General features: G+C 59.7%; 12 protein-coding genes. 10 read left to right on the forward strand and 2 right to left on the reverse strand.

Going from position 1 to position 12,315, the window contains the following annotated elements; translation table 11 throughout:
* Positions 1–52 precede the first annotated feature (52 nt).
* A protein-coding gene (locus tag SPITH_RS08940; RefSeq protein ID WP_425358082.1) for an IS3 family transposase occupies positions 53–1,209 on the forward strand; the annotation gives its coding sequence in 2 pieces (ribosomal slippage) (positions 53–302 and positions 302–1,209; 1,158 coding nt in all).
* A 382-nt stretch (positions 1,210–1,591) separates the two neighbouring features.
* The gene (locus tag SPITH_RS12115; RefSeq protein WP_155816546.1) at positions 1,592–2,881 is read left to right on the forward strand and encodes a LamG domain-containing protein; all 1,290 of its coding nucleotides are present in this window, start codon (positions 1,592–1,594) and stop codon (positions 2,879–2,881) included.
* A 12-nt stretch (positions 2,882–2,893) separates the two neighbouring features.
* Here SPITH_RS12115 and SPITH_RS08955 read toward each other — a convergent pair.
* Positions 2,894–4,050 (reverse strand): IS3 family transposase gene (locus SPITH_RS08955; protein WP_245523372.1). Its coding sequence is split into 2 segments (ribosomal slippage): positions 2,894–3,801 and positions 3,801–4,050, totalling 1,158 coding nucleotides; the frame shifts between segments, so codons are not numbered across the junction.
* Positions 4,051–4,144: 94 nt separating this feature from the next.
* Between SPITH_RS08955 and SPITH_RS08965 the strand changes: the two genes are divergently transcribed.
* From SPITH_RS08965 to SPITH_RS08980, 4 genes are all read left to right on the forward strand, one after another.
* Positions 4,145–4,501, forward strand: a complete 357-nt coding sequence (locus tag SPITH_RS08965) for a hypothetical protein (RefSeq protein WP_041624084.1) — start codon at positions 4,145–4,147, stop codon at positions 4,499–4,501.
* A 158-nt stretch (positions 4,502–4,659) separates the two neighbouring features.
* Complete coding sequence (locus SPITH_RS08970) at positions 4,660–5,490, forward strand: histidinol-phosphatase (RefSeq protein ID WP_014625345.1); 831 nt, start codon at positions 4,660–4,662, stop codon at positions 5,488–5,490.
* Between the two features lie 63 nt (positions 5,491–5,553).
* A complete protein-coding gene (locus tag SPITH_RS08975) occupies positions 5,554–6,153 on the forward strand; it encodes a histidine phosphatase family protein (RefSeq protein WP_014625346.1) in 600 nt (199 codons plus the stop codon).
* The gene (locus SPITH_RS08980) at positions 6,150–7,016 is read left to right on the forward strand and encodes an MBL fold metallo-hydrolase (protein WP_014625347.1); all 867 of its coding nucleotides are present in this window, start codon (positions 6,150–6,152) and stop codon (positions 7,014–7,016) included. The genes SPITH_RS08975 and SPITH_RS08980 overlap by 4 nt, the downstream gene beginning before the upstream one ends.
* A 4-nt stretch (positions 7,017–7,020) precedes the next feature.
* Here SPITH_RS08980 and SPITH_RS08985 read toward each other — a convergent pair whose 3' ends face one another.
* A complete protein-coding gene (locus SPITH_RS08985; RefSeq protein WP_014625348.1) occupies positions 7,021–8,061 on the reverse strand; it encodes a diacylglycerol/lipid kinase family protein in 1,041 nt (346 codons plus the stop codon).
* A 97-nt stretch (positions 8,062–8,158) separates the two neighbouring features.
* Here SPITH_RS08985 and SPITH_RS08990 point away from each other — a divergent pair, with 97 nt between their 5' ends.
* The 4 genes from SPITH_RS08990 to SPITH_RS09005 all read left to right on the forward strand — a co-directional run bounded on the left by SPITH_RS08990 (position 8,159) and on the right by SPITH_RS09005 (position 12,252).
* On the forward strand, positions 8,159–8,881 hold the full coding sequence (locus tag SPITH_RS08990; protein WP_014625349.1) for an ABC transporter ATP-binding protein: 723 nt from the start codon (positions 8,159–8,161) through the stop codon (positions 8,879–8,881).
* Positions 8,878–10,194 (forward strand): ABC transporter permease, encoded by a 1,317-nt coding sequence (locus SPITH_RS08995; RefSeq protein ID WP_014625350.1) that lies wholly within the window; start codon positions 8,878–8,880, stop codon positions 10,192–10,194. Before SPITH_RS08990 ends, SPITH_RS08995 begins: the two co-directional genes overlap by 4 nt.
* Positions 10,195–10,197: 3 nt before the next feature.
* A complete protein-coding gene (locus SPITH_RS09000) occupies positions 10,198–10,932 on the forward strand; it encodes an arginyltransferase (protein WP_014625351.1) in 735 nt (244 codons plus the stop codon).
* Positions 10,933–11,016: 84 nt separating this feature from the next.
* Positions 11,017–12,252 carry a PP2C family protein-serine/threonine phosphatase gene (locus SPITH_RS09005; RefSeq protein WP_014625352.1) on the forward strand — a complete coding sequence of 412 codons (1,236 nt, stop codon included), beginning with the start codon at positions 11,017–11,019 and terminating at the stop codon, positions 12,250–12,252.
* Positions 12,253–12,315 lie beyond the last annotated feature (63 nt).

Here is a 12,315-nt window from a genome sequence, read left to right on the forward strand (position 1 = left end):
TGGACACGGAGAAATGGTAGAGGTAAGACTGGAATAAGGGAGGAGGACGCAGATGAAGAAGCGGACATGGACCACTGAAGAGAAACTTGCGATCGTCCTGGAAGGACTCCGAGGCGAACGGCAGATCGCCGAGATCTGCCGGGAACACCAGATCAGCCAGACGATGTACTACCGATGGCGGGACAGGTTTCTGGAAGGGGGCACGAGAGCCCTTGCAGACGGCAGGAAGGAGAAGGACACCTATCGAGCGAAGATAGAGCAGCTTGAGAAGATCATAGCGAAGCAGGCGATCCAGATCGAGATACTAAAAAAAACGAAGGAGCTGTTGGGGAGGTAGAGGCAGTGGAGCGGCTGGTGGGGGAAGGGTATCGGGTGAAGGATGCGTGTGAGGCGTTTGGCGTGAGTCGGAGCCGGTACTATGCGAGGAGGAAAAGGGGGCAGAAGGTGGGGAAGAAGCGGGAGGAGAAGGAGAGGGACGATGGGCGGCTTATGGAGAAGATCAGGGATCTTGTGGGGGAGCATCCGTACTGGGGGTACAGGCGGGTGGCGTGGTGGTTGAGGAGGCGGGAGGGGGAGGAGGTGAGCGAGAAGCGGGTGAGAGGACTTATGAAGGGTGCGGGGCTTATGTGTAGACGGGAGAAGAAGAAAGCGAGACGTGGGAGTGGGCGAGGGAAGCCGGTGGCGAGGAGACCGAGGGAGTGGTGGGGGATCGACATGACGAAGGTGCTGGTGAAAGGGATAGGATGGGTCTATCTCGTGATCGTACTTGACTGGTACACGAAGAAGCTGGTGGGGTGGAAGGTGTCGGTGAGGGGGAGGAGTGAGGAGTGGTGTGCGGCGATGGAGATGGCGGTGGAGCGGGAGTTTCCCGAGGGGGTGAGGGGGAGAGGGCTTCGGCTGGTGAGTGACAACGGGAGCCAACCGTTGAGCCGGTCGTTCATGAAGGCGATGGAGGTATTGGGGATCGAACAGGTGTTCACGAGCTACAACAATCCGAAGGGGAATGCGGACACGGAGCGGATGATACGGACGATGAAGGAGGAGCTGTTGTGGCTGCGGGAGTGGGAGCACGTGGGGGAGCTGGAGGAGGCGGTGAGGGGATGGGCGGAGGAGTACAACCAGCACTATGTCCACAGTGCGCTAGGGTACAGGAGCCCCGAGGAATATGAGGCCCTTTGGGCGCAGATGCAAGGAGAGGAGGTCGCATGACCCCTTTCGGTACTACCATTTCTCCCTACCCTTTTTGTCTTGACTTAATGGGCGCAGTACAGTTACCGGCATTAAAGAAGGAGAAGCCATTGTTCGAATTGTAAGCGTCAGTAACCCTGATATTTCTGCAGAGGGCCGAATCATAGTCATCCCTCCAGGGGAAAAAGAAGCAGAAATTCTCTATAGTCAGGACTTTGAAAACATCACAAAAGATGCACCGGAGTTTGATTTTTCCATAGTAGGTTCTACCACCAGGGTAGAAATTGAAGATGGATCACTTCGCATCAGAGACAATGACCCACAGGGGAAAGGCATCTTTACACTTTACTTTCCTCCCCAAAGGGATACTACTACTATCTCATTTAAGATCAGACTCGACAGAGTGGATGTGAAGGAAAAAGGCACAAGCAAAGCTCAAGGCTCTTATGTGTATGTGGTGATGGGAGGGAAAGAGGGACTGCTCTCTTCAAGCGAAGAGATGTTCCGAATAAGAAATGCTTCCACCTATCGGGCCGGCTCTCTCTCTGAGCACCGATGGGTGCTCTCACACGAGTACAAGACACCTGAACTTAATCCAGAAGCTGCTCGTGTCTCTCTTGGAGAGTGGACAGAAATCACCATTATCACCACTCCAGACAATGGGACTGCAAGTGCAAATACTACTGACGTCTACATAAATGGGATACAGGTTGCCCGAAGGTTCCCCAATAATAAGCAAAGTAAATACATCAATCAAATTGAATTCTACTCTGGAACCAAGGATCTTCTCGATTTCAGCGTAGACGATATAGCAATATACAAAGGACCACGCCTCCCTGAAGGAGTGGTGCTCCCCCCACCAGAAAAAATCATGCTCTCCCCTCTGCCGCATTATATGGCCGTAGGAGATGCAACCCACATTATGCCTCAGGTGCTCCCTGAGGGGACTGACGAGCGTCTTATCTACACATCCCTTACTCCTGACGTGGTTGTAGTAAGTAGAGAAGGACTTGTTACCGCCACAGGAGAAGGAACGGGCAAGATCGTAATTTCCAGTGAGAGAGACCCCGCTGTCTGGACAGAATACGAGGTCCGTGTGCTTTCAGAAGAGAAGATTGTTCGAGTACAGGAATTAAGCTTTGCTAAAGAGCAATACGCGGTACGGGTAGGAGAACACCTAAAACTCGAACCTCAGATTCTCCCTGAGGATGCCACAGAAAAGGGCATCCGTTATGAACTCGTTGAGGGAAAAGGAATTTTCTCTATACGTCCGGAGGGAATAGTGACCGGACTCACGCCTGGGATAGGAACGGTGAGAGCCATTAGCCTCGATAATGAGGATATCTCTAGCACCTGTACTATCAAAGTGCTGTCCAATCGGCCTGGTGGGAGTATCATCTACGAAAATCACTTTGCTTCTGAAAATCTCGAGGATGCGTGGACAACCTCTTTTGCTAATAACACAGAATGTACGATAAAAGATGGGGCACTGTATCTTAAGGATAACAATCCCGGTGGACAACCAAAGGCGTACATCTCGTTTGAGCCACAAGCAGATACCTTTACCGTAGAGTTCAGGCTCAAAGTAGACTCTGATCAAGTGTATCAAGAGACAAAGGTCTCTGCGGTCACATGCGGTATCGGTGTACTGCGCCCATTAAGTCAAGACAAAAAGGGTAGGGAGAAATGGTAGTACCGAAAGGGGTCATGCGACCTCCTCTCCTTGCATCTGCGCCCAAAGGGCCTCATATTCCTCGGGGCTCCTGTACCCTAGCGCACTGTGGACATAGTGCTGGTTGTACTCCTCCGCCCATCCCCTCACCGCCTCCTCCAGCTCCCCCACGTGCTCCCACTCCCGCAGCCACAACAGCTCCTCCTTCATCGTCCGTATCATCCGCTCCGTGTCCGCATTCCCCTTCGGATTGTTGTAGCTCGTGAACACCTGTTCGATCCCCAATACCTCCATCGCCTTCATGAACGACCGGCTCAACGGTTGGCTCCCGTTGTCACTCACCAGCCGAAGCCCTCTCCCCCTCACCCCCTCGGGAAACTCCCGCTCCACCGCCATCTCCATCGCCACACACCACTCCTCACTCCTCCCCCTCACCGACACCTTCCACCCCACCAGCTTCTTCGTGTACCAGTCAAGTACGATCACGAGATAGACCCATCCTATCCCTTTCACCAGCACCTTCGTCATGTCGATCCCCCACCACTCCCTCGGTCTCCTCGCCACCGGCTTCCCTCGCCCACTCCCACGTCTCGCTTTCTTCTTCTCCCGTCTACACATAAGCCCCGCACCCTTCATAAGTCCTCTCACCCGCTTCTCGCTCACCTCCTCCCCCTCCCGCCTCCTCAACCACCACGCCACCCGCCTGTACCCCCAGTACGGATGCTCCCCCACAAGATCCCTGATCTTCTCCATAAGCCGCCCATCGTCCCTCTCCTTCTCCTCCCGCTTCTTCCCCACCTTCTGCCCCCTTTTCCTCCTCGCATAGTACCGGCTCCGACTCACGCCAAGTGCCTCACACGCATCCTTCACCCGGTACCCTTCCCCCACCAGCCGCTCCACTGCCTCTATCTCCCCAACAGCTCCTTCGTTTTTTTTAGTATCTCGATCTGGATCGCCTGCTTCGCTATGATCTTCTCAAGCTGCTCTATCTTCGCTCGATAGGTGTCCTTCTCCTTCCTGCCGTCTGCAAGGGCTCTCGTGCCCCCTTCCAGAAACCTGTCCCGCCATCGGTAGTACATCGTCTGGCTGATCTGGTGTTCCCGGCAGATCTCGGCGATCTGCCGTTCGCCTCGGAGTCCTTCCAGGACGATCGCAAGTTTCTCTTCAGTGGTCCATGTCCGCTTCTTCATCTGCGTCCTCCTCCCTTATTCCAGTCTTACCTCTACCATTTCTCCGTGTCCACTCCTACGGGACGCAGTATACGGGTCGGGGAAAATCACTTCCATGGCAAACGAGGCCTTCCGGTTTAAAACCTCTGGCAAAGTGGAAAATGGGACAGTAGTAGATCGCTATTTCATCTACAGTAAAGGGGTAGGAGAATCAGGTTACAACAGAATAGCCGGCACATACTCATTGGGGGAATGGTATACCATAGCCTTCACCCTCACCCCAGATAATGGCTCGCCGCGAGCGAACACTGTGGATATCTACATCAATGGGGAAAAGGTCATCTCAGGAACTCCCCTTAAAAAGATATCACCCTCTATCGATAAACTGATCTTTCAAACAGGCACAAAGGATCTCACCACGTATTGGATCGATGACTTCGTCATATGGAGTGGAGACTATACTGATCGTTAGAGGAATTCCCCCTCACATCATTTTTAATGAATGGAGGGGAGATGCCTTCCTTATCTCCCCTCCATTCATTATCTTAACCAATATCGGTTGATTTGCCTTCACTATCTCTTTATACTCACAAAAAAGAGGGGACTCTCTTACGGGAGGAGGGGACAATCATGTACCACACCAACTACCACACCCACACCTCATTCTGCGACGGAAAAGGCACCCCCGAGGACTACCTCAAGGCCGCAGAATCCCGTGGCCTCCTCGCCCTCGGCTTCTCCAGCCACGCCCCCCTCCCCTACAAGAACGACTGGACCATGAAGGAGCAGGACCTCCCCGCCTACAGGGAAGCCGTGGAAACCCTCACACGGACGAGCGAAAAACTCGACATCTACCTCGGACTCGAGATAGACTACCTGCCCCCTCACCTCACCCCCGCGGACGAGCGGTTCCAGCCCCTCGACTTTACCATCGGTGCGGTCCACGTGGTGGAAGACGCCGCCCGCCACACCTTCCATGAGATCGACGGCCACCCCAAGGACTACAAGGCATGTATCGAGTTCTTCGGCGGCATACAACCCTTCGTGGAATGGTACTACCGCCAGGTGGCCCAGATGTGCCGCGAAACCCCGCCCACCATCGTGGCGCACCTCGACCTCATCAAGAAGAACAACCAGCGCAACGAGTTCTTCACCGAAGAGGAACCCTGGTATCGGAACGCCGTCGCCTCGTGCCTCGACGTCATCGCCGAGGTCGGCTCCCTTCTCGAAGTGAACACGGGCGGCCTCGCCCGGAAACGCATCACCACGATCTACCCCTCGCCGTGGATCCTCCGCCTCGCGCGGGAGCGGGAGATCCCCCTGGTGCTCAGTTCCGACGCCCATGACCCCGCCCAGGTGGACTTCGCCTTCGACGAGGCAGTCGCCCTCATGAAAGAGGCGGGGTACACCAAGGTGTACGCCCTCCTGGGTGGGGAATGGATTGAGCGACCCCTCGAGTGATGCTCCCCCGATGTAAAGAGAAAAAAAGCTGATTTTTTGCCCGGAATCCGTTACCTTATAGATATGACATCGCCGCTCAGGGTCTACCTCGTGCGACACGCCGCCTGCAGCACCCGAGGTTTCATCGGGATCACCGATCCCCCCCTCTCGGAAGAAGGGCTGCGCCAGCGGGAGGCCCTCGCCCGGTTCTTCGCACCGCTTCGCCTCGAGACGGTCTACACCAGCCCCCTCGCCCGGGCGCAGGCAACCGCAGAAGTCCTCGGCACCCCCGAGGAGGTGGAAGCCTTGAGGGAAATCGACTTCGGCCAGTGGGAGGGGAAACTCCACGAGGAGATCCCCCGTGAAGCCCTCGAGGCGTGGTACCAGAACCCCCACACCACCTCTCCCCCCGGCGGAGAGACCCTCGTCCGGCTCGCACAGCGGGTGCTGCCCGCCTTCAAGGAGATCGTCTCCCGACACGGTCCCGGCGGGCGCATCGCCCTGGTCTCCCACGGCGGCCCGCTCCGCGTCATCATCTGCTCGGTCCTCGGCCTCCATCTCGCCTACCTCTGGCACTTCGACCTCGACCGGGCGAGCGTGAGCGCCGTGGACGTGTATCCCACAGGCTACACCTCACTCGCCTTCCTCAATCACACCTTTCACCTGGAGGAACCAGCTCGATGACTATCACCCCCCTCACCACAACTCCCCCTCCTCTCACCCGCGCGGGGGAACTCGCCCTCCTCTTCCTCGGGACCGGGACGGCCTTCTCGAAGAGGCTCTATCAGAACAACATCCTGCTCGTGAAGAACGAGCAGCATCTCCTCGTGGACTGCGGTACGCGGGGCACCCAGGCCCTCCACGAGCTCGGCCTCTCGGTCGGCGAGATACAGCACTACCTCTTCACCCACTCCCACGCCGACCACATAGGGGGCGCCGAGGAGATCATGCTGGTGAACCGCTACATGAAACGACGCAGGCCCCACCTGTACATCCCCCGCGCATATCAGCGCCTGCTCTGGAACGAGTCGCTCAGAGGGGGCTCCGCCTACAGCGAGCGACACCCCTTCAAGCCCCACCTCAACCTGGAAGACTTCTTCGTCATCCACACCCCCCGCCTCCTCTTCAAAAAGCCCAGACCCATCTACCAGATCTGGGTGGGAGACATGGACATACTCCTCTTTCGCACCATCCACATACCCGAACAGGCCCGCTCCTGGAAAGAGGCCGCATGGAGCACCGGCCTGCTCATCGACCGGCGCATCCTCTTCACCGGCGACACCCGCTTCGACCCGGAGATCATCACCTATTTCCACGAGCACTACCCGCTCGAGGTCATCTTCCACGACTGCCAGTTCTTCGACGGAGGAGTCCACGCCTCGTTCGAGGAGCTCTGCACCCTTCCGGACGAGATAAAGGCCAAGACCTTTCTCATGCACTACGGCGACGACTGGGAGAGACACCGATCCCGGGTGGAAGAGGCGGGGTTCGCCGGCTTCGCCCGCGAACGCACCCTCTACCTGTTTCCGGCCGATCCGCCCAGGTAGCCCCTCAGGCGAGGACGTAACAGCCCGCAGCGACCCGCTCGATGAGCAGGGGAAACTCCTCCTTCCCGAGCCACCAGGCCTCTCCGTCGAGCTGCACCGGAAGCCGCACCCGGGAGCGGATCCTCACCCTCTCGGCAGAGAGGAGGCGCACCTCGGGCCGGCCGCCGTGTTCCCCCCGATAGAGCAGGTTCTTCACCTCGAGCCTCCTGAGAAGCGGGGCGTGCCGGATGAGACAGAGGTTCTCCCTCCCGGGGAGGATAGGCTTCCCGTTCCCGTACGTACGCCCTCCGGAACTACCGAAAGCCATGATGAGAAAGAGGTCCTCGAGCACCACCCGCTCCCTGGCGCTCACCACCTCCACCTCCACGGGTCGTTGAGGCACCACGAGCTCGTAGAACAGGGTGGCCAGATCGCCCACCGTGCTGTACCAGGTTCCCGGCATGCGGCCGCCCCACCTCGCCTTCACCCGGTTGACCACCAGTGAGACGAAGGCGTCTATCCCCACGCTCACCACATTGGCGCCCCAGCGGGGGGAGGCGGACCGGGCCGTGGTACACGCATACACCGGCACCGGCTTCACCACGTGACTCGAGAGGATCCGCCGCACCCCCTCCTCGAGACTCCCCACATCGGCCCCATCGTTTCCGCTGCCCAAGGGCAGCCTGAGGAGCCAGACATCGTCACCTGCATGCTCCCACTCCTGCCGGATACCATGGAGCACCTCGTTGTGGGTACCATCGCCGCCGCAGCTTATGACCAGGAGTCTCCCCCTCCTCCTCCGCACCGCCTTCCTCACCTGGAAGACCGCATGCCCCGGAAAGTGCGAATAGGCCGCCCGGCAGAATCGGGGCAGCGGCCCCGGCCCGTCGGGAAGGGCCGCGAGGGCCCTCTCGAGGAGGGGAGCGAGGGCCGAAGGCCGTGCGAGTATCCCGCTCGCAGGGTTGAGAAGGATGAACACCTCCCATCCCGAGGAGAAGAGCCCCGACCGGGCCGCCGCACTCCCCAGGATGTCCACCAGGAGGTGGTGAAGGGCGTATCGGCTCATACGGCGAGTATACACGGAATCCCCGTAAATGCAAGGAAAACCGTGCTAGACGCAGGGCGAACAGGATGCTAGGCTTGACGGGAGGAAAGGAGGTCCCATGGCAGCACTCCTCACGGTCGACGGACTGAAGAAACGATTCGGGCGGGTGACGGCCCTCGACGGCCTCTCCTTCTCGATCGACAGGGGCGAGATCTACGCTCTCATAGGCCCCAACGGGGCGGGCAAAACCACCACCCTGCGGATCCTCTCCACCCTCCTCGTCCCGGACGAGGGAGGATTCACCATCGACGGTATCGATGGGCTCGCACACCCCGACGAGGTACGCTCACGAATCAGCTATCTCGCCGAGGAATCCCTCGCCTACAAGCACATGACGGGCGAGTCCTACCTCCGATTCATGGCCGGGCTCTACGCCGACAGCATCACCCAGGAAGAGGAATTCTTCGCCCGTGGGTGCGAGCTCTCTGGTCTGGGCGAACGGCTCAAGGACAAGATCTCCACCTACTCCAAGGGCATGACCCGCAAGCTCCTCATCGCCCGGGCGGTGATGATGACTCCCCTCCTCGCCATCCTCGACGAGCCCACCTCCGGCCTCGACGTAGAGAACGCCGTTCAGGTGCGCACCCTCATACGATCGCTCACTGAAGAGGGCATCACCGTGCTCCTCTCTTCCCACAACATGCTCGAGGTGGAGTTCCTCGCCCGACGGGTGGGCATCATTCACAGGGGACGACTCCTCGCAGAGGGTACACCGCAGGAACTGAAAGAACGATCAGGCGCAGAGAATCTGGAGCAGGTCTTCATGGAGGTGACCCGATGAGAAAGTTCGCAGTCCTCCTCAGGAAAGAGATCCAAGGACTCATCACGCCCCAGGTCGTCCTGTCGGTGGTCGTCATGGTGCTGGTCTTCGTGCTCCTTGGTGCTATCCTCAAGGACCAATTCGCAAAGATGAGCGAAGAGGCACAGGATCTCAAGCTCACACAGATCCCTTCCACCCCCATTACCAGCACCGGCGAGCTGGTCGCCTACCTCAACGAGCAGGGCATCCCGGCCTTTGAGGAAGACGACTTCAGCCCCACGCTCTTCGAAAGCCCGGACGCACCTCCCCGTGTGCTCGTCTTCCACTCCGATTTCGTGGAACACCTCCTCTCCCCGGAAGGAGACCCGCCTGACGTCATCCTCTACCTGTCCCTTCGCAACACCGCCGGCATCCTCCAGATCACCCGACTCGTCCCCCCGGAATCGTTCCGGACCTCCCTCATGGAAGCCCTCCGGAGCGTCACCCTCACCGGCGGCGGGAGTGAAGCATCCCCCCTCCTCGCGCGGTACCTCGAACCGGCACGTCTGCGTGAAAAAGTCGTCTACAATGGGAGAATCGCCGCGATCTCGCCCGACACCCTCATAGGCTACCTCATCAATCAGAACACCATCCTGGTACTCCTCCTCTTCATGGTGAGCCTCTTCGGCGCGCAGTTCGTGGCCACCTCCATCGCCACCGAGAAGGAAAGCAAGACCCTCGAGACCCTCCTTTCTCTCCCCGTGCCACGGAGCTACATCGCCACCAGCAAGATGGCCGCCGCCGGCATCATGGCCCTTCTCATGGTGGTGATCTACCTGGCAGGTTTCACCTACTACCTCAACTCCTTCCAGGGGATCCAGAACAGCACTTCTGCGGCCCAGGGCTCTCCCGACGCCCTCTCCGTGAATCTCGCCCTCCAGCACCTCGGGCTGGTGCTTCCCCCCTGGGATGAGCTGCTCAGAGGCGTGAGCTACCTCCTCTCACTCCTCAATGTGCTCGGCATCGCCCTCATCCTGGGACTCTTCGCCGAGGATATTCGCGGCGTCCAGGTGGTCGTCACTCCCATCATGCTCGTGCTCCTCGCACTCTACCTCCTCACCCTCTTCCTGGACGTGCTCTCGCTCCCCCTCCTCGCCCGCCTTGCCCTCTACCTCTTCCCCTTCACACACGCCTTCATCTCCACCTCGCTCCTCCTCGCCGACGACTACCTCGCAGTGGGCCTGGGCCTCGGCTACCAGGCCCTCACCTTTGTCCTCATCTTCCTCCTCACCCTGCGGATCTTCCACACCGACCGCGTCCTCACCCTCAAGCTCCCGCGCCTCAGGCGACGGTGAGCCATGGCCGACAGGCGGCACCACAGCTTCGAGAACCCGCTCGAACTCCTCAGGAGGCGGGACCTCCTCCTCCCCGGCGGGGCCGAACCCTGCCCCTACCTGGAGGGCCGCACCTGGGCCACCGAGGGCCTCGTCGCCTCGGTCATGGACGGCTCCCTCTACGAAGCCCTCCTCCCCTACGGCCTCCGCCGGAGCGGATCGTACTTCTACCGCAACGTGTGTCCGGGCTGCACGGCCTGCATCCCCCTCCGGGTGGATGCCACCCGCTTCCGCCCCTCGAAATCGCAGCGCCGCGTCCTCAAGAAGAACCGAGACGTACGCATCATCGTAGGCACCCCCAACTTCGACCCCGAGGTCTACCTCCTCTACCGCACGTACGTCTCTCGGTGGCACAGGCGCCCCGCCCCCGACGAGGAGGAGTTCCGCCATTTCCTCTGCATAAGCCCGGTGGAGACCCACCTCATGCGCTACTACGTGGACGACCGGCTCGTGGGGGCGGGGTGGGTCGACATCCTTCCCCACGGGATAAGCAGCGTGTACTTCGCCTTCCACCCGGACGAACGCGCCCGCTCCCTCGGCACCTTCTCCATCATGAAAGAGATCGAGTACGCCCGACTCCTGGATAAACGCTGGCTCTACCTCGGCTTCTATGTCGCAGAGAGCCGCAAGATGAACTACAAGGCACGCTTCAGACCCCACCAGCTCGCCCTCGACGGCAGGTGGATCCCGAACGAGTGACTCCTTACCGAAATTTCACCCCCTCCTCATACACCCATAACCGCCGCACCTCATCCTCGGGACGAGCCGCAGAGGAGGTGAACGATGCACACCGGTGCACAGGCACAGGAGTCCATCGCCCGGAGAGGCCCCAGCCTCTCACCCGTTGCCGACACCCGCATCCTCATGCGCGTCACGTCCTCCTACTACCACACCCACGCCATCGCAGCCCTCGCCTCACAGTACTGCTGCGTCTTTCCCGACGCCCTCCTGGAGGACCTCGCCCTCGACCTCTCACCGCACCCGGAGGTGGAGGCCGTGGCCGTGGTGGACCGCGCAGGAAGACCACGTGGGATACTCCGTCGGCGGCACGTACACGCCATGCTCAGCCGCCCCTATGCCTGGGAGGTCTTCAAACGTTCCTCGGTGCTCGAGGCCATGGAGGAGGCCCCCACGGTCCACCAGGAGACCCACTACCTCTCGGTCTTCGCGGATGCACGGGAGCACATCTATGGGGAGGACCCGCGGTACTATGTGCTCGTCGACGACTCGGGACGCTACACCGGCATGGTGAGCACCCGCGACATGCTCGTCTACAGCTACCGCCGCATCATGGAAGACCTCTCTCTCGCAAGGACCATCCAGCAACGCATTCACCCGGCCGAACAGGAGATACATCGGCCCGGCCTCTCCTGCCTCACCTTCACCAGCATGAGCCAGGGAATAGGCGGCGACTACCTCAACATCCGGTCCTACCGACCCGGCACCTGGTTCATCCTCATGGGAGACGTCTCCGGCAAAGGGATCGCCGCCTCCCTGGTGGCGAGCCTGCTCGACGGCATCTTCCGGACCTACCGAGGCAAGGAGGGAGCGGAAGGCCTCCTCACCCACCTCAACGCCCACCTCTACCACCTCTTCGCCCTGGAGAAGTTCCTCACCGCCGTGCTCGTCGTAGCACGGGAGGGATCCCCCACCGTGACCATCTACGACATGGGCCACTCCTACCTCTTCCTCATACGGGAGGGAAGGATCAAACGCCTCAAGACCCACCAGAGCAACCTGCCGCTGGGTATCCACCCCGAGCTTTCCCCTGTGGCGAACACCCTCACTTTGAAGGAAGGCGACGTCCTCTTCGCCCATACGGACGGACTCACCGAGCAGCACAACCCCGAGGGGGCCACCTTTTCCTACGACCGCATTACGCGTGCCGTGGACGCGTGGGACGGGAACGAGATTCGCACCCTCAAGGACCTCATCCTCCACGAACACCTCACCTTCAGGGACAGCCATCCGCAGGAAGACGACATCACGTTCTTCCTGCTTACGATATATCCCCCCTAAAAGGAGGAAGGGCATTCGCCCTCACCAAGGAGGTACGAGAGAAAAAGCCACACCCCTCCGCAG

This window comes from Spirochaeta thermophila DSM 6578, from assembly GCF_000184345.1.
Classification (GTDB): domain Bacteria; phylum Spirochaetota; class Spirochaetia; order Winmispirales; family Winmispiraceae; genus Winmispira; species Winmispira thermophila.